Here is a 19325-nt window from a genome sequence, read left to right as displayed (position 1 = left end):
GTTCTCCCAGGACGCGGGAGTTTCGGGGTAACGTGCCCCGCGACCGATCCGAGGGACGGAAGGACCGGGAATGTTCCGCAAAGTGCTCGTCGCGAACCGTGGCGAGATCGCCATCCGCGCGTTCCGCGCAGCCTACGAACTGGGCGCGGGAACGGTGGCCGTGTTCCCGCGCGAAGACCGCAACTCGTTGCACCGGCTGAAAGCCGACGAAGCGTACGAGATCGGCGAACCGGGCCATCCGGTGCGCGCCTACCTCTCGGTGGACGAGATCGTCCGTGCCGCACAGCGGGCCGGTGCCGACGCCGTCTATCCGGGCTACGGCTTCCTGTCCGAGAACCCGGACCTCGCGCGCGCGTGCGAGGAAGCGGGCATCACGTTCGTCGGCCCCGACGCCGAGACGCTCGAGCTGACCGGCAACAAGGCACGTGCCGTTGCGGCCGCCCGGGAGGCGGGCGTGCCGGTGCTGGGCTCCTCGGCGCCGTCCGCGGACGTCGACGAGCTGGTCGCGGCCGCGAAGGACCTGACGTTCCCCGTGTTCGTCAAGGCGGTCGCGGGTGGTGGCGGCCGCGGTATGCGCCGCGTCGAGGACCAGGCCCACCTGCGTGAGGCCATCGAGGCCGCCTCGCGGGAGGCGGAGTCGGCGTTCGGCGATGCCACCGTGTTCCTCGAGCAGGCGGTCGTGCAGCCGCGGCACATCGAGGTTCAGGTGCTGGCCGACGGCCAGGGCAACGTGATCCACCTCTACGAGCGCGACTGCTCGGTGCAGCGCAGGCACCAGAAGGTGGTCGAACTCGCGCCCGCCCCGAACCTCGATCCGGACCTGCGGGAGCGCATCTGCGCCGACGCGGTGAAGCTGGCCAGGCAGATGGGCTACCGCAACGCGGGCACCGTCGAGTTCCTCGTCGACCGCTCGGGCAACCACGTATTCATCGAGATGAACCCGCGCATCCAGGTCGAGCACACGGTGACCGAGGAGGTCACCGACGTCGACCTGGTGCAGTCCCAGCTGCGCATCGCCTCCGGTGCGAGCCTGGCCGACCTCGGCCTGTCGCAGGAGGCGATCTACCTGCGCGGTGCGGCGATGCAGTGCCGCATCACCACGGAGGATCCCGCCAACGGGTTCCGCCCCGACACCGGCATGATCAGCGCCTACCGCTCGCCGGGCGGTTCGGGCATCCGGCTCGACGGCGGCACCGCGTTCTCGGGTACGGAGATCAGCGCCCACTTCGACTCGATGCTCGTCAAGCTCACGTGCCGCGGGCGGACGTTCGACACCGCCGTGGGCCGTGCGCGGCGCGCCCTGGCCGAGTTCCGTATCCGGGGTGTCGCCACGAACATCCCGTTCCTGCAGGCCGTGTTGGACGACCCGGACTTCCAGGCGGGCAACGTCACGACCGCGTTCATCGAGGAGCGTCCGCATCTGCTCACGGCGCGCCACTCGGCCGACCGCGGCACGCGCCTGCTGACCTACCTGGCCGACGTCACGGTCAACAAGCCGAACGGTGAGCGGCCCAAGCTGATCGACCCCGAGCAGAAGGTGCCCGCCGTTCCCGACGGCGAGCCGCCCGCAGGGTCGAAGCAGAAACTCACCGAGCTGGGCCCGGAAGGGTTCGCGCAGTGGATGCGCTCGTCGGGCACGGTCGGGGTCACCGACACCACCTTCCGCGACGCGCACCAGTCGCTGCTGGCCACGCGGGTGCGCACCAAGGACCTGACGGCGATCGCGCCCGCGGTGGCGCACACGTTGCCGCAGCTGCTGTCGGTCGAGTGCTGGGGCGGGGCGACCTACGACGTCGCACTGCGCTTCCTCGCCGAGGATCCGTGGGAGCGGCTCGCCCTGTTGCGGGAGGCGATGCCCAACATCTGCCTGCAGATGTTGCTGCGCGGGCGCAACACGGTCGGCTACACGCCGTACCCCACGGAGGTCACCGACGCGTTCGTCGAGGAGGCCACGCGGACCGGCATCGACATCTTCCGCATCTTCGACGCGTTGAACGACGTCTCGCAGATGCGGCCGGCGATCGAGGCGGTGCGGGCCACCGGACGGTCGGTCGCCGAGGTGGCGCTGTGTTACACCTCGGATCTGTCCGATCCGGACGAGAAGCTGTACACCCTCGACTACTACCTGCGCCTGGCCGAGCAGATCGTCGAGGCGGGCGCGCACGTCCTGGCCATCAAGGACATGGCGGGCCTGCTGCGTGCTCCGGCGGCGGAGAAGCTGGTGAGCGCGCTGCGCCGGGAGTTCGACCTCCCCGTGCACCTGCACACCCACGACACCGCGGGCGGTCAGCTCGCCACCTATCTCGCGGCGATCCGTGCCGGTGCCGACGCGGTCGACGGTGCGGTCGCGTCGATGGCGGGCACGACGTCGCAGCCCTCGCTGTCGGCGATCGTGGCGGCCACGGACCACTCCGACCGGCCGACCGGACTGGATCTGCGTGCCGTCGGTGAGCTCGAGCCGTACTGGGAGACCGTGCGGAAGATCTACGCTCCGTTCGAGGCGGGTCTGGCCTCGCCGACCGGCCGGGTGTACGACCACGAGATCCCCGGCGGCCAGTTGTCGAACCTGCGCACCCAGGCGAAGGCGCTCGGCCTCGGCGACCGGTTCGAGGACATCGAGGCCATGTACGCCGCGGCCGACCGGATGCTCGGCCACATCGTCAAGGTGACCCCGTCCTCGAAGGTCGTGGGCGATCTGGCGCTGCACCTCGTCGGTGCGGGCGTCGACCCGGCCGAGTTCGAGGCCGAGCCGGGCAAGTTCGACATCCCCGACTCGGTCATCGGCTTCCTGCGCGGGGAACTCGGTGACCCGCCCGGTGGGTGGCCGGAACCGTTCCGCAGCAAGGCGCTCGAAGGAAGGGCCGAGGCCAAGGACGAGGTCGAACTGTCCGAACAGGACCGTACCGAGCTCGCCGAGGACCGCAGGGCGGCGCTGAACCGGCTGCTGTTCCCCGGGCCCACCAAGGAGTTCGAGGCGCACCGCGAGGCCTACGGCGACACGAGCGTGCTGCCGAGCAAGGACTTCTTCTACGGTCTGCGCCCCGGCGAGGAGTACACCGTGGACCTCGAACCGGGGGTGCGGTTGTTCATCGAGCTGGAGGCGGTCGGCGAGGCCGACGAACGCGGCATGCGCACCGTGATGTCCACGTTGAACGGTCAGATGCGCCCGATCCCGGTGCGGGACAGGTCGGTGGCCACCGACATCCCGGCCGCGGAGAAGGCCGACAAGAGCGATCCGAACCAGGTCGCCGCGCCGTTCGCGGGGGTCGTCACGTTGCAGGTCGGCGAAGGCGACGAGATCGCGGCCGGTGACACCGTCGCGACCATCGAGGCGATGAAGATGGAGGCCGCCATCACCGCACCCGCAGGGGGCACGGTGCGGCGGCTCGCCATCAACGCCGTACAGCAGGTGGAAGGTGGCGACCTGCTGATCGTGCTCGAATGAGCTGAAACCCGCGTCACACGAGCGCGATCAGGCCGGCCAGGGTGCTGTCGAGCTCGGTGTGGCAGCGGTGCACGCGGTCGCCCGCGGGCTGCAGCAGTCCGCGGGCGTCCGCGTCGTACAATGCCGCGATCTCGGCGGCCAGTGTGGGGGACAGGCCGGCGTCGATGAGCGTCGGTTCCCACGTCTCGCGGGGCAGGACGACGACGTCGAGGTCCCTGTTCAGTCGCGCGCCGAGTCGCCGCGCCACGTCCCGTTCGCTGTAGTGCGGCGCGTCCAGCTGCACGATCTCGCTGCTTTTCGGGGGCGCGGCGAGTGCCGCCGCCACGACGGCGCCGATGTCGCGGGTGGCGACCATCGCCGCGTCGACGTCGGCCGAGGGGGCGAACACCGGGTGGATTCCCGCGCCCGTCGCGGCGTCCAGCGTCGTTTCGACCTTCTCCTGGAAATGCGGTGCGCGCACCGCGGTCACGACCGCGCGGGTACCGGTGAGCGCGTGTTCCAGGTGGTTCAGCCAGCGGGATCGGGCCCGTGCCGTCGGCGCGGTCGGCGCCCCAGGACGACAGTGCGACGACGTGCGGGACCCCGCTCGCGTCCACCGCGGCGGCGATCGTGTCGGCGATCCGCCGGTGTTCGGTGTCCGAGCCGGAGGGCAGGGTCGGGAGCAGGACGAAGGCGCCGTCGCTGTCGCGGAAGGCGTCGGTGAGTGCGTCGCGGTCTCCGAGGTCGGCCACGACGGTCTCGGTTCCGGCGTCCTGGCCTGTCGCGCGTGCGGCGTTCCGTACGACGCGGCGCACGGGCAGGCCCTTCTCCTGCAGGGTTCGTGCGGCGGCACCGCCGACGTGTCCGGTCGTTCCGGTGATGGCGTACATGGTGGTCTCCGATCTGAACGTGGGCCGTGGTGGATGGGCCGTGTTGGGGTGAACTGTGTTGGGTGAACTGTGTTGGGTGAACACCGTCCAGAGTCGTCGCCGGAGACGAGACGATCCATGTTCGAAGGGCTCGCGGACATACGGAATCGTCTACACTGGGGCGCATGGATGCCCTGGCGGACGTGCTCGCGGGCGTGCGCGCGCGGTCGGCCGCGTTCTGCCGGACGGTGCTGGAACCGCCGTGGGCACTGCGGATCGACGACGGCGCGCGCCTCGCACTCGTCACGATGGTGCGCGGGCACGCATGGATCGTCCCGGACGCTGGTTCTGGCGCCGTCCAGTCGGGAATCGCCGAACCGGGAATCGCCGAACCGGTACTGATCGGCGAGGGGACCGTGGCGGTGGTGAAAGGGCCGGGGCCCTACGTGGTCGCCGACGAGATCGACACCCCGGCCTCCGTCGTCGTCCGCCCCGGCAATCGGCTGACCACAGTGGACGGAACAGACATCACCGACGAGTTCCTCACCGCCGCGGCCGAATCCGAGACCCCCGGCTCCTCGGTGATGGTCAGCGGGACCTATCAGGTCGCCGGGGACGTGGGTGCCCGCCTGCTGGGGGCGCTGCCCGACGTCGCGCTCGTCGCGGCCGCCGACATCGGGTCTCCCGTGCTGGACCTGCTGATCGCGGAGCTGGCCGGTTCCCGTCCCGGTCAGCAGGTGGTGCTCGACCGGCTGCTCGACCTCGCGTTGATCGAGACGGTACGGACCTGGTTGGACGGTCAGCGCGACGCGGCGCCCGGATGGTTCCGGGCGCAGAGCGACCCGGTGGTGGGCCAGGCGCTCCGGCTGATCCACGACGACCCGGGAGCACAGTGGACGGTGGCGCGGCTGGCCGCGCACTGCGGGGTGAGCCGGGCCGCCTTCGCGCGCCGGTTCACCGATCTGGTGGGCAGTCCGCCCATGGCCTACCTCGCCGACTGGCGCATGACGGTCGCGGCCGACCTGCTTCGCACCACCGGCGACACGGCTGAGTCCGTCGCCAGAAAGGTCGGGTACGCCAATGCGTTCGCGTTCAGCGCGGCGTTCAAACGACATCGCGGATTGTCGCCGCGCGAGCACCGGGTGGGTGTCGAATGAGGATCGTGGCGTTCCCGCAGTGGCAGGGCGCTACGTGGGAGGGCGCTTCGGAGGTCCTGCCCGCAGGCGGCCGGGCGCTCGCCGAGCTCGCCGGTGACGTACTGGACACGCCGGTCGAACAGCTTCCGGTGCCGTCGTCGTCCTCGGACACTGTGGACGGTGTCGCCAACCGGCGGGCGCTGGTGTCCTGTCGCGACACGGCGTTGTCGGCGATCGGGCCCGGTGGTCCGATGCTGACGATCGGCGGTGACTGCGCGGTCGAACTCGTACCCGTCGGCTTCGCGCGCATGCGCCACGGCCCCGCGTTGACCGTTGCGTGGTTCGACGCGCACGCCGACTGCAACACGGCCGCCGGCTCGCCGTCCGGCGCGTTCCACGGCATGGTCCTGCGTGCACTACTCGGCGACGGCGGTCCCGACGTGGCGGGTAGTCCGCCGCTGGCGCCCGGAAACGCCGTGCTCATCGGTACCCGCGTGTTCGACCCCGACGAACGTGGGGCCGTCGAACAGGGTCTGGTGCGGCACGTTCCGCCGCCTGCCGACCCCGTCGTGGTGCGCGAGACGGTGGGGGACGGACCGGTGTACCTCCACGTCGACGTCGACGTCCTCGATCCACGGGAATGGCCGGGCGGGCACTACCGCGAGCCCGGCGGGCTGACGATCGAGCGGCTCGTGGCTGGGATCGACGCACTGGCGGGAGCCCATGTCGTCGGTGCGGGGCTCACCGAGTGCGCCACCACCGACCCCGGCCTGCTGCGCGCGCTCACCCCGGTGCTCGACGCGCTCGCTCGTGCACTGCGCGGACCCGCCGTTGGTGGTGAGCCGCCCGGGTGAACGCCTGCCGCTGCCCGGGTCGGCGGCCCTTCCACCCTGGCGTGCGGTGTGATGTGCTCGCTCTCCGCCCTCCGATGACCGTAGGGAAGGGAGTCGTGACCGTCCGTGAGAGCTCACCGGGTCGGCCCGCCCGCCGACACCCCCGTACTACAGGGCCTCCGCGGCATCGTGCGGCCCGAGCTGGAAGACGTCGCAGGAGAGATCATCGCCGAGATCCGCGCGGCCATTCCCGAGTACCGCGGGTCGTTCGACGGGCCCTACGGCATCTGGATCCGGGAAGGCGTGCGGCACGCCATCACCCTGTTCATCGACCGGCTCGGCGAGCCGTCGACCGTCACGGCCGGGCGGCCCGACTCCGCGGCGATCACGGCGCCGGCCGGTCCGGTCGCCGATCCGGCCGGTGCCGCGCCGTCGAGCACGTCGACCATGCCGGTACTGAACGACGGCCACGAGGTGCACCGCCGCATCGGCAGGCAGGAGCTGCGCGAGGGGCGCAGCCTGGACACGCTGCAGAGTGCCTACCGCATCGGGGTGCGGGTGGCGTGGCGGCGGATCATGCGCGTCGGCAGGCAGAGCGGTTTCTCCTCGGCGGTGATGTCGCAGTTGGCCGACCGGATGCTGGCCTTGATGGACGAACTCTCGTCGGTGGCGCTCGACGGCTATCGCGAGGCCAAGGCAGAGACGTCCGATCCGGCCTTCGCGGCACGGCGCAGATTGATCCGCCTGCTCGTGGGACGGCGTGCGGCGCCGCGCGGTGAGCTCGCCGAACTCGCCGCGCTCGCCCGGTGGCCGCTGCCGGACACGGCAACCGGGATCGCGTTGCGCGGTCCCGTGCGTATCGTCGCCCCGCTCGGTGACGAGGTGCTGGCCGACCTGTCCGGGACGGCTCCGTGCCTGCTCGTCGCAGGCACGGTCACCGAGGAGAGGGTGCGTGCCCTGCGCGAGGCGGTGAGTTGCGGACCGCAGAGGGTCGGCGTCGGTGTCGGCGCCGCGGTGGAGCCCGTCGCGGCGGCCGACTCGGTGCGGCTCGCGCGGCGCGCGCTCGCGCTGGTCGACGACGGGCTCGTGCCGCAGGGGGAGGTGGTGTGGTCCGAGCGGGTGTTGCCGGAACTGCTGCTGCGCACCGGGGACGCCGTCACCGCGCAACTCCGGCGCCGGCTGTTCGCACCCCTCGAGGGGATGACCGAGCGCAGGCGGGCTCGCACCATCCAGACCCTCAGTGCGTGGCTCGACGCGCAGGGCAGCGTGCACGCCGTGGCCGAACGGCTCGGGCTGCATCCGCAGACCGTGCGGTACCGGGTCCGCCGGATGGAGGAGGCCTTCGGTGAACGACTGCACGATCCGCGTGCCCGGTTCGAGTTGGAGGCGGCGGTGCGCAGTCTGCCGGATTCGGAACTGGCGCCGGATTCGTCCGATGATGACAACGCCGACGCGGAAAGTTGTCGCTCCGGTGAGCGCTGACCGCGTCGCGCCGTGAATGTCTTGTTCCGGTTCGTGGGCGCGGCCTAGCGTCGAGCGCGGTGATGCCGGCGCGTGCCGGACGTCGCCACCGAGATCGGCCGGTCTCTCGTCGCAGGTATTCGCAGGTAGCTGTCTTCACCCAACGGAGGATGGAGTTCGATGCGTAACCGTATGCCGGGCCTTCTCGGTGGTATCGCCGTGTCCGCGGCCGTCGCGCTGGTCGCCGCCCCCGCCGCGTTCGCGGCTCAGGACATCACCGTCACCAACCCCAACGACGACGGCGCCGTGGCCGCCTCGGCCGATGGCGTCGTGCTCGCCGACGCCGACACGGGCACCGAGGTGAACTGCTCGTCCTCGGCCGCCGACGGCACCATCCCGAGCGGAGCCCACACCGCGCCCGCCGCCATCGGTGACCTGTCGGTCGGCTTCGACAGCTGCACCGGTCCGCTCGGCAGCGTCTCGGTGACTCCGAACGCACAGCCGTACCAGCTGCATATCGGTTCGTTCGACAGTGCGACCGGCGTCTCGACCGGGTGGGTCGGCGAGGTCAACGTCAGCATCTCGACGGTGACGTGCAGCTTCGACGCCGTCGGCAACGCGCCGGGCGAGTACGACAACGCCACGGGCCAGCTGACCGTGACGCCGGACGTGGCACTGCCCGACGGGGTGGCACCGCTCGAGGCCACGAACACGAGCGGTTGTCTCGGGCTGGTCAACGACGGGGACGCGTTGACGTTCGAGGCCGTCTACGACATCACCGACCCCGACACCCCGATCACGATCGGCTGAGTCCGGCCAGAGTCCGTCCTGCCCGGGGTTCGTGGCGTCCGTTCCGGTCGCCGCGGGCCCCGGGCTTCGGCGCGCTCACAGGGGCGGATGACCCACCGGGATCAGCATTGTGGGGACCTCGGACTCGGGGACGCCGAGCAGCTGCGACAGGCCCGCGTCGTCGAAGTCGGACACCGCACAGCACGCCAGTCCGAGCGCGGTGGCGATGAGGTAGACGTTCTGCACCGCGATCCCGGAGTCGACGTGCATCGTGCGGTAGTGGCGCAGCGGTTTGTGCTCGAAGGCCACGCGCATGCGGGTCGTCAGCGCGATCGTCACCGGAGCCGCGGCGAACTCAGGCTGCCAGTAGATCTGCTGCAGCGGACGCACCGGGTCGGCGATGGTGAGCCGGGTGAGTTCGTGCGCGATGGCCTCGTACCGGTACACACCCGGTTCGAGCAGATCCGTGCCGCGGATCAGTACGTAGGCGCGCAACAGGTCCAGACCGTCGCCGGAGGGCGCCATGCCCATCGGGTGGTGTTCGGAGCCGTAGGCCGGTTCGAACCGCTGCACGCCGAGCGCGAACCGGAGCAGACCACTCAGCGCGGCGAGGTCGAGGTCGCGGTGGGCGAACACGTCCCAGGAGCGACGTCGAACCAGGGTTTTCACCAGGTCGGCGCGTGGCGGTTCGACGTCGGGGAGGGGGATGCGCCGGATGCCGGGCAGCGGCTCGGGCGTCGGCGGGGTCTGGCCGTTCAACAGGCGGTGCACGGCGAGCGCGCGCTGCACGGTCTCCTCGACGACGTCGGATTGCTCCTCGGGCGCGTCGGCCGTGTGGCGCGGGGCGTGGTCGTCGGCCGGGGTGTGCGGTTCGTCCTCGGGGTCGGGAAGGGCGTGCGCGGGGGCGCGCCGGATCGGTGTGTCCACGGTGTCCGCGGTGTCCGCTGCGGGCTCCGCGGGGGCGGCACCGGGGGCGACACCGGATTCAGGTAGCCACTCTCTGTATCCGTCTGCAGGATCAGGGTCGTACTGGCCACCCCAATCGTGGCTCAGTGGCTCACCCATCGCATCCTCCCCATTACGCCTGGTCACGTCGAGCGCACGCCAGAACGCATGGTAACCGTTTCGGGTTAGGAATCAGCCCCCGTGACGGAAGCCACCAGTTCGTAGGACCGTTTCCTGGCCGCGTGGTCGTGCGCCATCGTCGTGATGATCAGCTCGTCCGCACCGGTGTCGGCGACCAGTTGATCCAGTCGTTTCCGCACCGTCTCGGGGGAGCCGACGATGTTGGCGGCCGAGTTCTTCTCGATGAACGCCCGGTCGAGCTCGGTGTAAGGGTAGTTCGCCGCGGTCTCGGGGCTGGGCAGCGCGATCGGCTTGCCCTTGCGCAGACTCAGGAAGTTGAGTGCCTGCGACTGGGCGAGATAGTGGGCGTGCTCGTCGGTCTCCGCGCACAGCACCGACGCCCCCAGCAGCACGTACGGCTCCGACAGCACCGCCGACGGCTGGAACGACTCGCGATACAGCGCGAGTGCGGCATCGGTGTTGTCGGCGCTGAAATGGTGCGCGAACGAGAACGGCAGCCCCAGCGAGCCCGCGAGCTGCGCGCTGAACCCGCTCGAGCCGAGCAGCCACACGGCGGGCCGGTTGCCCTCCGCGACCACCGCGCCCACCGGACGTTCGTCGTCGTGGTCGAAGTAGGCGGTCAGCTCGGCGAGCCGTTGCGGGAAGTCGTCCGCGGTGCGCCCCGCCCGTCCGCGCAGGGCCATGGCCGTGCGCTGGTCCGTACCGGGAGCCCGGCCGATGCCCAGATCGATGCGCCCCGGGTACAGACCTTCGAGCGTGCCGAACTGTTCGGCGACCACCAGCGGTGCGTGGTTCGGCAGCATTATGCCGCCCGATCCGATGCGGATGCGGTCGGTGGCGGCCGCGAGCTGTCCCATCAGCACGGCGGTGGCCGAACTGGCGATACCGGGCATGTTGTGGTGCTCGGCGACCCAGTAGCGCCGGTACCCCAGCTGTTCGGTGTGCCGCGCGAGGTCGAGCGAGTTGCGCAACGCCGTCGCGGCGTCCGAGCCCTCGACGACGGGGGACAGGTCCAGTACCGACAACGGGATGTCACGCAGTGAGCTCACGCCCATGGTCAACAGCGATGCGCCGGCCACACATTCCGCCCCTGGGTGCGTGGTGGTGCCCACCCGTCCTGGAATTCGCCGCTCAGTAATTCAGTGACTCAGTAATTCAGTAGCTCAGTAGCTCGGTGGCTCAGTAGCTCAAAACTCAGGAACTCAGGCGGGCGAAGGTCGTGCCGAAGGGTCCGGACATGTCGACCGAGATCTCCCTGTTCTCCACGGTGGTGACCTGCTCGGCGCTGGCGAGGCCGTCCCACCAGAACGTCGACGGGGTGATGCGGCGCAGTTCGTCGTACTCGAACTCGCCCGCCGCGTGCACGGCGAGATTGCGCAGGCCCGCATCCACCCCGCCCGGGCGGGGCACGTGCACCAGCAGGACGTAGCTGGTGGGGCAGGCGAACAGTACGCCGTCGGGGAACACCGCCTCACCCGTCAGACGCGGCAGCACGTCGGGCAGGATCAGCGCGGCGGTGCCGGCGTGCTCGCCGGTCACGACGTGAAGGTCACCGTCCAGCGTGTCCGGGGCGTCGAACGTGACGGCGTGGAGGTTGTCGAACGCCGCCTGTGCCACGGCGTCGGCGCCGTGACGGGCCACCAGGTCCGAGTTCAGATAGCTGACCCCGTCCGGTGCGTCGTGGACGTAGACGGTGGCCGTGTCCGGCAGGGCCTCCGTGGCGTAGTCCCAGTCCGGTTCGGTGCGTGCCGCGCTCGCGGGCACCAGACGCGGAAAGATCGCGGACGTGTCCATGCTCGCTCCCCGCGGCGTGAGATGAACGGCGTGAGAGGTCACCTTAGTGTGAGCGAACATCCCCCGACCGAGGGGTGGAAGTTACCGCCAGTCGTCGTCGGAGGCGAGGACGGTCAACTGCTGGGTCGCGCGGGTCAGTGCCACGTACAGCACGCGCCTTCCGGTGAGCGACTCGGTGATGAGCTCGGTCGGCTCGACGAGCACGACGGCGTCGTACTCGAGCCCCTTCGAATCGAGGCTGCCGACGACCTTGAGCCGTTCCTCCGCCTGGCCCGCGAGCCAGCGCTCCACCTCGGGGACCCGGTCCATCGCGCAGATGACGCCGACCGTGCCGTCGACCGCGTCGAGCAGTTCCTTGGCCGCCGCGTGCACCGCGGTCTCCCGTGTCGCGTCGTCGACGCGGCGGATCTCCGGCTCCAGGCCCGTCTTCCGTACCGCGTTGGGCAGCTCCTCACCGGAGGCCGCCCTGCCCGCGACCACCTCGGCGGCCAGGTCGAAGATCTCCGCGGAGTTGCGGTAGTTCGTGCGCAGCGTGTACCGGCGACGTGCGGTCTTCGCGCCGAACGCCTGCGTGCGTGCCTGGTCGGCCTCTGCGGGGTCCGGCCACGAGCTCTGCACCGGATCGCCGACGATGGTCCAGCTCGCGTACGCCCCGCGCCTGCCGAGCATGCGCCACTGCATGGGCGAGAGGTCCTGCGACTCGTCGACCACGATGTGCGAGTACTCGTCGTAGTGCGCAGGGCGCGCGGCCCGGTGGCGTGCCGGGTCGTCCGAATCGCGCGTCTGCGCGGCGTCCAGCTCGATGTCCTGCGCCCGCTGCGTGCGGCGCTTCGGCGGGGGACCGGCCAGCACCCGCAGTTCGTCCAGCAGCGCGACGTCGGCGACCGTCCAGTCGTCCCCTTCGCCCCGCAGCGACTCCGCGAGCAGGGTGACCTCCTCGGCGGTGAGCACGTTCTTGCCCGCCCGCGCGAGCTTGCGCTCGTCTCCCAGCCAGCGCAGCACCTGCGCCGGGTACAGCACGGGCCACCACGTGACGAGGAACCGGTGGAAGTCGATCCGCTCGCCGAGGTCGTGCACGACGTCGGCACGGTCGAGCTGCGGCCCTCCCGCCTTGGCGTTCTCCTCGGCCTTGTCGGCAAGCGCCTCGAGCAGCGTCTCGGCCGCGCGCACCCGCGAGCGGTTCGGCGGCCCGCCCGCGGAGTGCACCTTCTTGCGTGCCTTCTCGAGCTCCTTGGCCCCGAGCTTGAGCACCTCGCCCTTGTAGACGATCCGCAGCTCGGTCGGCGCCTCCGGCGGGGTGTCGCGCAGCGCCTTGAGCAGCACCTTGCGCATCCGCAGCGAGCCCTTGACCGCGGCGAGCGGCGCCGGGTCGTAGCGGGTCGCCTGCATCCCGTCGAGCAGTTCACCGAGCGAGCGCAGTTCGACGTTCGTCTCGCCCATCGACGGCAGCACCCGCGAGATGTACGACGTGAACACACCCGACGGGCCCACCACGAGCACCCCGGCGCCACCGAGCTGCCTGCGGTAGCGGTAGAGCAGGTACGCGGCGCGGTGCAGCGCCACCGCCGTCTTGCCGGTCCCCGGACCGCCGGTGATCTCGGTGACCCCGCGCCAGGGCGCGCGGATGACCTCGTCCTGCTCCTTCTGGATCGTCGCGACGATGTCGCGCATCCGATCGCCGCGCGCCCTGCCGAGCGCCGCCATGAGCGCGCCCTCGCCGACCACGGGCATGCCGTCCGGCACCGACTCGGGCATGAGCACGTCGTCGTCGACGTCGAGCACCTGCTGTCCGGAGCAGCGGATCACCCTGCGCCGCACGACGTCCATCGGCTCCTCGGCCGTGGCCTGGTAGAACGGCGCCGCGGCCGGCGCGCGCCAGTCGGTGACCAGGTTCTCGAAGTCGGCGTCGCGGATGCCGAGCCTGCCGACGTAGACCGGTTCGGCCGTGGTGTGGTCCAGCCTGCCGAACACCAGCCCCTCGTACTCGGCGTCGAGCGACTGCAGCGTCTGGTTGGCGTGGAACACCATCATGTCGCGCTCGAACAGCATCGACGCCTGCTCGAAGACGGCCTCACGCTGAGCGCCGTGGCCGATCTCGTAGCCCTTCGCGCGCATGTCCTCGGCCTGCCTGCGGAGCTCGGCGAGCCGGGTGTAGACCCGGTCCACGTGGGACTGCTCGATGGCGATCTCGGCCCGTCTGACCCGAGGTTCCGACACTGACGCGCTCCTGGGTGCAAAGTCGCCGGGGAAGGGGAAGAACGACAATACGCGAATCCGCGCGACGGCATCACGAGGTCCGGCCAAGAGTCACACTCGCCACGGTTTCTACGATGAGGCTGTGACCAGGATCGTGTCGGGCCGTGCGGGCGGGCGGACGCTGCGTGTTCCTCCACGGACCACCCGCCCGACGTCGGAGCGGGTCCGCGAGGCGCTGTTCAACGCGCTCGAGACCGCCGGTGACCTCGACGAGGCCCGGGTGCTCGACCTGTACGCCGGATCGGGAGCACTCGGCCTGGAGGCCCTGTCCCGCGGCGCGGCCGACGTGCTGTTCGTGGAGTCGGAGCGCCGCGCCGTCGACGTGCTGCGCGCCAACGTCGAGACGGTCGGTCTCGGCGGCAGGGTGCGGCAGGGCAAGGTGGAGTCGGTGGTCGCCGAAGGGAGCGCGAGCGCCTACGACGTGGTGCTCGTCGACCCGCCGTACAAGCTCGCCGGCGACACGCTCACCGGCATGCTGACCGACCTCGTGGAGGGCGGCTGGTTGGCCGAGGACGCGCTGGTGGTCGTCGAGCGGTCGGTGCGCGACGGTGAACCGGCGTGGCCCGAGGGGCTCGAGTCGTTCCGCACCAAGAAGTACGGCGACACGGCCCTGTACTGGGGCGAGCGTGTGGGCCGGACCGGCGAGGGCGAGCAGTCCCGTTAGGGTTGCGCGCATGCGGCGAGCGGTATGTCCCGGTTCCTACGACCCGGCGACCAACGGGCATCTTGACGTGATCGAGCGGGCCTCGCACCTCTTCGACGAGGTCGTCGTCGCGGTTCTGATCAACAAGAGCAAGCGGGGCATGTTCACCATCGATGAGCGCCTCGACCTGCTGCGGGAGTCGACGAAGGGCCTCAGCAACGTCCGCGTCGACTCGTGGCACGGCCTGCTCACCGACTACTGCAAGGAGCAGGGCATCCAGTCGATCGTCAAAGGCCTGCGCTCGGTCAGCGACTTCGACTACGAGCTGCAGATGGCGCAGATGAACCGGGAGATCTCGGGTGTCGAGACGCTGCTGATGTCGAACAACCCGGCCTACAGCTTCCTGTCCAGCTCGCTGGTCAAGGAGGTCGCGACCTACGGCGGCGACGTGAAGGACATGGTCCCGCCGTACGTCCACGAGCGGCTCCTGGCCAAGCTCGCCGAGCGGGACTGACGGCGCGTAGCGGGCGCAACGTCACCTCGCTCGGCCGAGGGTCCGCGCTTGCCTGGTTGGCGGCTTGACACGCCCGACCGGGCTTCGGTCACCGAAAAGTCGCCGCCGGACCGGCACACTGGTGGTGGCCACGATCGGGTTTTTGAGGGAGTTGCCGTGTACCGGGTGTTCGAGGCGCTCGACGAGCTCGTCACGATCGTCGAAGAGGCGCGGGGTGTCCCGATGACCTCGAGTTGCGTGGTGCCGCGCGGGGACACCCTCGAACTGCTCGACGACATCCGCGAAGCGTTGCCCACCGAGGTCGACGACGCCCAGGACGTGCTCGACAAGCGCGACGAGATCGTGCAGACCGCGCGCACCGAGGCCGACACGACCATCTCGAACGCGAACGAGCAGGCCGAACGGACCGTGTCGGAGGCCAACGCCGAGGCCGAACGCCTCGTCGCCGAGGCCAGGGCGCGCGCCGAACAGCTCGTCGCCGACGCGCAGGCCGAGGCCGAGCGCACCGTGTCCGCCGGACAGGCCGAGTACCACGACCTCACCGAACGCGCGCGAGCCGAATCCGAGCGCATGATCCAGGCCGGTCGCGACGCCTACGACCGGTCCGTCGAGGAGGGCCGCGCCGAGCAGGCCCGGCTGGTCGCGCAGACCGAGGTCGTGCAGGCCGCGCACGGCGAGGCGGCGCGCATCGTCGACGAGGCGCACGCCGAGGCCGACAAGCAGCGCGGCGACTGCGACGCCTACGTCGACGGCAAGCTCGCCGAGTTCTCCGAGCTGCTGTCCACCACGCTCCGCACCGTCGACTCCGGCCGCAACCACCTGCGTGGCACGGCCACGGGCGGCTACAACGGCGGTGGCTCCGGTGCCTACAACACGGGTGCCGGCAGCCGCGGCTTCTACGACTTCCAGGCCCACTGAGGCACCGAATCGTTGCTCCCGAGGGCCCCTTGGTTGCATTCAACGCGACCAACGCGCCCTTGGCTGCGGTGATGCGACCAACGGTCCCTTGGCGGCGTTCAACGCGACTATAGGGCCCTCGGGAGCTTGATTACCGGCCGCGGGGCGTGGCTCCGTGATGCTCGCGTACGCTGGACGGACGCGCCCGGGGGACGTACGTCCTCCACCTGAAGGCGGCGAATCCGAACGTCCTCGATCCGAGAAATCCGATGTCTGACGAACGCTCCCCGAACGCCGGCGACGAACGCGCGACCGACCGCGGCAACGCGCGCGCCGACAGCAACCCGTGGGTGATCGATACCCACGAACTCGGCCGTCGCCCGGGCGCCAGCAGGCAGCTGGAACTCGACATCCCCGTCGAGACGCCGCTCGGCGTCCCGGACGTCGTCACCGTGCCCTCCGGCGCCGCGATCTCCGTCGACGTCCTGCTCGAATCGGTCGTCGAGGGTGTCCTCGTCACCGGCTCGGCCACGGCGCCGACGACGGGACAGTGCTCCCGCTGTCTCGACCCGATCACCGGCGAAGTGTCCATCGACATCACCGAGCTGTTCGCCTACCCCGAGTCGACCACCGACGAGACGACCGAGGAGGACGAGGTCAGCCGGGTCGTCGACGACCGGATCGACCTGGAGCCGGTCGTGCGCGACGCCCTCGTGCTCGCCCTGCCGCTGGTGCCCCTGTGCAGGGAGGACTGCGAGGGGCTGTGCTCGGGATGCGGCGTGAAGTGGGCCGAACTCGAGCCCGGACACGGGCATGAGACCATAGATCCTCGGTGGGCCGCGCTCGTCGAACGGCTGCAGGACACAGACGACGTCTCCGACGTCCCGAGTGACCAGGCAGGCGACGGAGGCGACGGCTCGGACAGGTGACGCGGTTATCGCATCGCCCGTCCCCACCCCCGAGTTCGAGGCAAGCAGCTCGCGCGATCGCGGGCAGATTTTGATGAGGAGAACCAGCCGTGGCTGTCCCCAAGCGGAAGATGTCGCGCTCCAACACCCGCGCTCGCCGTTCGCAGTGGAAGGCGACGCCGGTGCAGCTCGTGGAGTGCTCGAACCGCGCCTGCAAGGCCAAGAAGCCGCAGCACGTCGCCTGCCCTGAGTGCGGTCAGTACGCCGGCCGGCAGGTTGTCGAGCCGGCCTGAGGTCCCGCGAGATGGGGGGTAAGGCGCCGGCAGGCCCGGCTACAGATCCCACACCGCTGCTCGAGGCGCTCGGTGTCGATTTCGACACCGAGCTGCTGACGCTTGCGCTCACGCACCGTTCGTACGCGTACGAGAACGGTGGCCTGTTGCCGAACGAGCGTCTCGAGTTCCTCGGTGACGCGGTGCTGGGCCTGGTGGTGACCGATCACCTGTACCGCAGGCACCCCGATCTGCCGGAGGGGCAGCTCGCGAAGCTGCGCGCCAGCGTGGTGAACATGCACGCGCTGGCGGGCGTGGCGCGCGGGCTCGGCGAAGGGGGTCTCGGTGCGCACCTGCTCCTCGGCAAGGGCGAGGAGCTCACCGGTGGACGCGACAAGGCGAGCATCCTGGCCGACGGGCTCGAGGCCGTCATCGGCGCGACGTACATCGCCCACGGCATCGAGACCGCGCGGGAGCTCGTGCACCGGCTGTTCGGCCAACTGCTCGAGGAGGCACCGCTGCGGGGCGCCGGCCTCGACTGGAAGACCAGCCTGCAGGAACTGACCGCGTCCGCCGGTCTCGGCGTGCCCGAGTACAAGGTCGAGGACACCGGTCCCGACCACCGCAAGGAGTTCACCGCGACGGTCTACGTCGGCGGTCGTGACCTCGGCAGCGGCAGCGGCACGACCAAGAAGGAAGGCGAGCAGAAGGCCGCCGAAACGGCGTGGCGTGCGCTGTCCGAGGAGCTCGAACTCGGCGACTCGTCGGCCTGACGGGGTAGCGCGTGCCCGAACTTCCCGAGGTCGAGGTCGTCCGGCTGGGCCTCGAGCGGCACGTCGAAGGCCGGGCGATCGCCTCGGTCGAGGTGTTGCACCCCCGTGCCGTTCGCAGGCACGTGCCCGGCGCCGACGACTTCACCGCACGGCTGGCAGGCGTCACCGTCGCGGCCGCGCGCAGGCGCGGGAAGTATCTGTGGCTGGAACTCTCCGACGGCGAGGCCATGCTCGCCCACCTGGGCATGAGCGGCCAGATGCTGGTCCAGCCCGCCGAGGCGCCCGACGAGAAGCACCTGCGGGTGCGGTTCCGCTTCGCCGACGGCGGTCCCGAACTGCGGTTCGTCGACCAGCGCACGTTCGGTGGTCTCGCGCTCGACGAACTTGTCGACTCCGACGGCACGCTGCTGCCCGGCACGGTCGCGCACATCGCCCGTGACCCCATGGATCCCGCGTTCGATCTCGACGCCGCGATTGCGGCCATGCGCAGACGCCGCACCGAACTGAAACGTGCCCTGCTGGATCAGACGCTCGTGTCGGGCATCGGCAACATCTACGCCGACGAGGCGCTGTGGCGGGCCCGGTTGCACGGCAGCAGGCCCACCCAGCGGCTCACCCGTGGTCAGGTCGCGGAGGTGCTCGGTGCGGCCTCACAGGTCATGGCCGACGCCCTCGTCGCGGGCGGCACGTCGTTCGACGCGCTGTACGTGAACGTCAACGGCCAGTCCGGCTACTTCGAACGGTCGCTCAACGTGTACGGGCGCGCGGGAGAGCCGTGCCGTCGGTGCGGCGCGCTCGTGCGCCGCGAGGCGTTCATGAACCGCTCGTCGTACTTCTGCCCGCGATGTCAACGCCGGCCGCGAGCGCCGCGCCCGGCCTGAGCGGCCGAGGAGTACGGCCGAGGAGTACGGCCGAACGTCAGTTCTCCGCGGTCGCCGAGCCGCTGGACGACGTGTCACTCGACGGCGGCTCACCCGAGCCCGAGGTCGGGTCGGGCTCCGGCTCCGAGGGCGACGGCTCCGACGGCGGCGGGTCGCTGGGTTCGCTCGTGTCGCTCGACGGCGGGGGATTGCTCGTCGTCGGATCCGGCTCCGAGGTCGGGTCGGGCCGGGTCGTGGTCGGGTCCGGGTCGGGGCGGGAGGGCAGGTCGTCGCGCGAGGAGGACTGGGGCGGGCGCTGCGGGTTCTCCTGCGTGGTCGTCACCCGCGTGGGCGTGCCGTCGGGGCCGATGCTGATCGAGGTCGTCACCGTCGGCGAGGGGCGACCGGGGCGCTCGCCGGGAACCGGCTTGCCGTCCACCATCTCGGTCGTCGCGGCCGGCGCGGGGTTGTCGAGCTCGGGGGTCTGGCCGTTGTTGCCGGTGTTCGTGACCTGCGAGCTGTCGTCGCCGTCAGCGGTGTCCTGGCCGTCCGAGCTCGTCACCTGGGCGACGGCGCCGAACGCGGTGGCGAGCACCAGCCCGCTCGCGGCCAGCGCGAGGTAGCCGGTGCGCTGCCAGCGGCCGGACGGCTCGCTGGGCGGTGCGACCTCACTCGAGGGGGCCATACGGTTCCTCCGACTCGAAAGATCGGGTGGGCGGGGGTGATGCCGGCGGCACGCTACCACCTTCGGGTCATGGCCCGAGATCGAGTACCACCTGAGGGTGTGTGGGCGGTCACCCGGCGGTGCGG

General features: G+C 70.7%; 18 protein-coding genes and 1 pseudogene. 12 read left to right on the top strand and 7 right to left on the bottom strand.

Annotated features, from left to right (window positions below):
• Positions 1 to 70: 70 nt before the first annotated feature.
• A complete protein-coding gene (locus IF64_RS0107430; protein WP_030531282.1) occupies positions 71 to 3445 on the top strand; it encodes a pyruvate carboxylase in 3375 nt (1124 codons plus the stop codon).
• A gap of 13 nt (positions 3446 to 3458) precedes the next feature.
• Here IF64_RS0107430 and IF64_RS25950 read toward each other — a convergent pair whose 3' ends face one another.
• Together IF64_RS25950 and IF64_RS28190 are read right to left on the bottom strand one after the other, a co-directional pair.
• On the bottom strand, positions 3459 to 3914 hold the full coding sequence (locus IF64_RS25950) for a Rossmann-fold NAD(P)-binding domain-containing protein (protein WP_051757545.1): 456 nt from the start codon (positions 3912 to 3914) through the stop codon (positions 3459 to 3461).
• Positions 3915 to 3996: 82 nt separating this feature from the next.
• A pseudogene (locus IF64_RS28190) lies at positions 3997 to 4314 on the bottom strand (SDR family oxidoreductase); the annotation flags it as partial.
• A gap of 164 nt (positions 4315 to 4478) precedes the next feature.
• Here IF64_RS28190 and IF64_RS0107420 point away from each other — a divergent pair.
• From IF64_RS0107420 to IF64_RS0107405, 4 genes are all read left to right on the top strand, one after another.
• On the top strand, positions 4479 to 5450 hold the full coding sequence (locus tag IF64_RS0107420; protein ID WP_030531281.1) for an AraC family transcriptional regulator: 972 nt from the start codon (positions 4479 to 4481) through the stop codon (positions 5448 to 5450).
• A complete protein-coding gene (locus tag IF64_RS0107415) occupies positions 5447 to 6283 on the top strand; it encodes an arginase family protein (RefSeq protein WP_030531280.1) in 837 nt (278 codons plus the stop codon). The genes IF64_RS0107420 and IF64_RS0107415 overlap by 4 nt, the downstream gene beginning before the upstream one ends.
• A gap of 105 nt (positions 6284 to 6388) precedes the next feature.
• A complete protein-coding gene (locus IF64_RS0107410) occupies positions 6389 to 7744 on the top strand; it encodes a PucR family transcriptional regulator (protein WP_030531279.1) in 1356 nt (451 codons plus the stop codon).
• Between the two features lie 159 nt (positions 7745 to 7903).
• Complete coding sequence (locus tag IF64_RS0107405) at positions 7904 to 8533, top strand: hypothetical protein (protein WP_145600650.1); 630 nt, start codon at positions 7904 to 7906, stop codon at positions 8531 to 8533.
• A 75-nt stretch (positions 8534 to 8608) separates the two neighbouring features.
• On the opposite strand, the gene IF64_RS0107400 is transcribed toward IF64_RS0107405, so the two are convergent.
• The 4 genes from IF64_RS0107400 to IF64_RS0107385 all read right to left on the bottom strand — a co-directional run bounded on the left by IF64_RS0107400 (position 8609) and on the right by IF64_RS0107385 (position 13609).
• Entirely contained in the window at positions 8609 to 9301 is a 693-nt protein-coding gene (locus IF64_RS0107400; protein ID WP_030531277.1) for a SagB/ThcOx family dehydrogenase, read from the bottom strand.
• A gap of 341 nt (positions 9302 to 9642) precedes the next feature.
• Positions 9643 to 10653, bottom strand: a complete 1011-nt coding sequence (locus IF64_RS0107395) for an LLM class flavin-dependent oxidoreductase (protein WP_030531276.1) — start codon at positions 10651 to 10653, stop codon at positions 9643 to 9645.
• A gap of 139 nt (positions 10654 to 10792) precedes the next feature.
• Positions 10793 to 11392 carry a hypothetical protein gene (locus IF64_RS0107390; protein ID WP_030531275.1) on the bottom strand — a complete coding sequence of 200 codons (600 nt, stop codon included), beginning with the start codon at positions 11390 to 11392 and terminating at the stop codon, positions 10793 to 10795.
• Between the two features lie 81 nt (positions 11393 to 11473).
• Entirely contained in the window at positions 11474 to 13609 is a 2136-nt protein-coding gene (locus IF64_RS0107385; protein ID WP_030531274.1) for a HelD family protein, read from the bottom strand.
• Between the two features lie 121 nt (positions 13610 to 13730).
• Between IF64_RS0107385 and rsmD the strand changes: the two genes are divergently transcribed.
• The 7 genes from rsmD (at position 13731) to mutM (ending at position 18536) form a co-directional block, all read left to right on the top strand.
• A complete protein-coding gene (gene rsmD / locus IF64_RS0107380) occupies positions 13731 to 14312 on the top strand; it encodes a 16S rRNA (guanine(966)-N(2))-methyltransferase RsmD (protein WP_030531273.1) in 582 nt (193 codons plus the stop codon).
• Between the two features lie 10 nt (positions 14313 to 14322).
• Complete coding sequence (coaD, locus tag IF64_RS0107375; protein ID WP_030531272.1) at positions 14323 to 14805, top strand: pantetheine-phosphate adenylyltransferase; 483 nt, start codon at positions 14323 to 14325, stop codon at positions 14803 to 14805.
• A 156-nt stretch (positions 14806 to 14961) separates the two neighbouring features.
• Positions 14962 to 15723, top strand: coding sequence for a flotillin family protein (locus IF64_RS0107370; RefSeq protein ID WP_051757543.1), 762 nt, complete (start codon positions 14962 to 14964; stop codon positions 15721 to 15723).
• Between the two features lie 248 nt (positions 15724 to 15971).
• On the top strand, positions 15972 to 16631 hold the full coding sequence (locus IF64_RS0107365; protein ID WP_036875946.1) for a YceD family protein: 660 nt from the start codon (positions 15972 to 15974) through the stop codon (positions 16629 to 16631).
• Between the two features lie 89 nt (positions 16632 to 16720).
• Positions 16721 to 16903, top strand: a complete 183-nt coding sequence (gene rpmF, locus IF64_RS0107360; RefSeq protein ID WP_030531269.1) for a 50S ribosomal protein L32 — start codon at positions 16721 to 16723, stop codon at positions 16901 to 16903.
• Positions 16904 to 16914: 11 nt separating this feature from the next.
• Positions 16915 to 17655: a ribonuclease III gene (rnc, locus tag IF64_RS0107355; protein ID WP_030531268.1), complete on the top strand. Its 741-nt coding sequence runs from the start codon at positions 16915 to 16917 to the stop codon at positions 17653 to 17655.
• Positions 17656 to 17666: 11 nt separating this feature from the next.
• On the top strand, positions 17667 to 18536 hold the full coding sequence (gene mutM, locus IF64_RS0107350; RefSeq protein ID WP_030531267.1) for a bifunctional DNA-formamidopyrimidine glycosylase/DNA-(apurinic or apyrimidinic site) lyase: 870 nt from the start codon (positions 17667 to 17669) through the stop codon (positions 18534 to 18536).
• Between the two features lie 37 nt (positions 18537 to 18573).
• Here mutM and IF64_RS0107345 read toward each other — a convergent pair whose 3' ends face one another.
• Positions 18574 to 19200, bottom strand: coding sequence for a hypothetical protein (locus IF64_RS0107345; RefSeq protein ID WP_051757542.1), 627 nt, complete (start codon positions 19198 to 19200; stop codon positions 18574 to 18576).
• Positions 19201 to 19325: the final 125 nt, after the last annotated feature.

Origin of the sequence: Prauserella rugosa (genome assembly GCF_000719975.1) — a bacterium.
Classification (GTDB): domain Bacteria; phylum Actinomycetota; class Actinomycetes; order Mycobacteriales; family Pseudonocardiaceae; genus Prauserella; species Prauserella rugosa.
The sequence above is the reverse complement of the archived record's forward strand: the minus strand, read 5'-3'. Positions and strand labels throughout refer to the sequence as shown.

Excerpts from the sequence above, each read along its gene's own strand:
- rnc (WP_030531268.1), top strand. The coding sequence starts at position 16,915 with ATGGGGGGTAAGGCGCCGGCAGGCCCGGCTACAGATCCCACACCGCTG.
- IF64_RS0107345 (WP_051757542.1), bottom strand. The coding sequence starts at position 19,200 with ATGGCCCCCTCGAGTGAGGTCGCACCGCCCAGCGAGCCGTCCGGCCGC.
- IF64_RS0107365 (WP_036875946.1), top strand. The coding sequence starts at position 15,972 with ATGTCTGACGAACGCTCCCCGAACGCCGGCGACGAACGCGCGACCGAC.
- IF64_RS0107395 (WP_030531276.1), bottom strand. The coding sequence starts at position 10,653 with ATGGGCGTGAGCTCACTGCGTGACATCCCGTTGTCGGTACTGGACCTG.
- IF64_RS0107390 (WP_030531275.1), bottom strand. The coding sequence starts at position 11,392 with ATGGACACGTCCGCGATCTTTCCGCGTCTGGTGCCCGCGAGCGCGGCA.
- IF64_RS0107415 (WP_030531280.1), top strand. The coding sequence starts at position 5,447 with ATGAGGATCGTGGCGTTCCCGCAGTGGCAGGGCGCTACGTGGGAGGGC.
- IF64_RS0107405 (WP_145600650.1), top strand. The coding sequence starts at position 7,904 with ATGCGTAACCGTATGCCGGGCCTTCTCGGTGGTATCGCCGTGTCCGCG.
- coaD (WP_030531272.1), top strand. The coding sequence starts at position 14,323 with ATGCGGCGAGCGGTATGTCCCGGTTCCTACGACCCGGCGACCAACGGG.
- IF64_RS0107420 (WP_030531281.1), top strand. The coding sequence starts at position 4,479 with ATGGATGCCCTGGCGGACGTGCTCGCGGGCGTGCGCGCGCGGTCGGCC.
- IF64_RS0107430 (WP_030531282.1), top strand. The coding sequence starts at position 71 with ATGTTCCGCAAAGTGCTCGTCGCGAACCGTGGCGAGATCGCCATCCGC.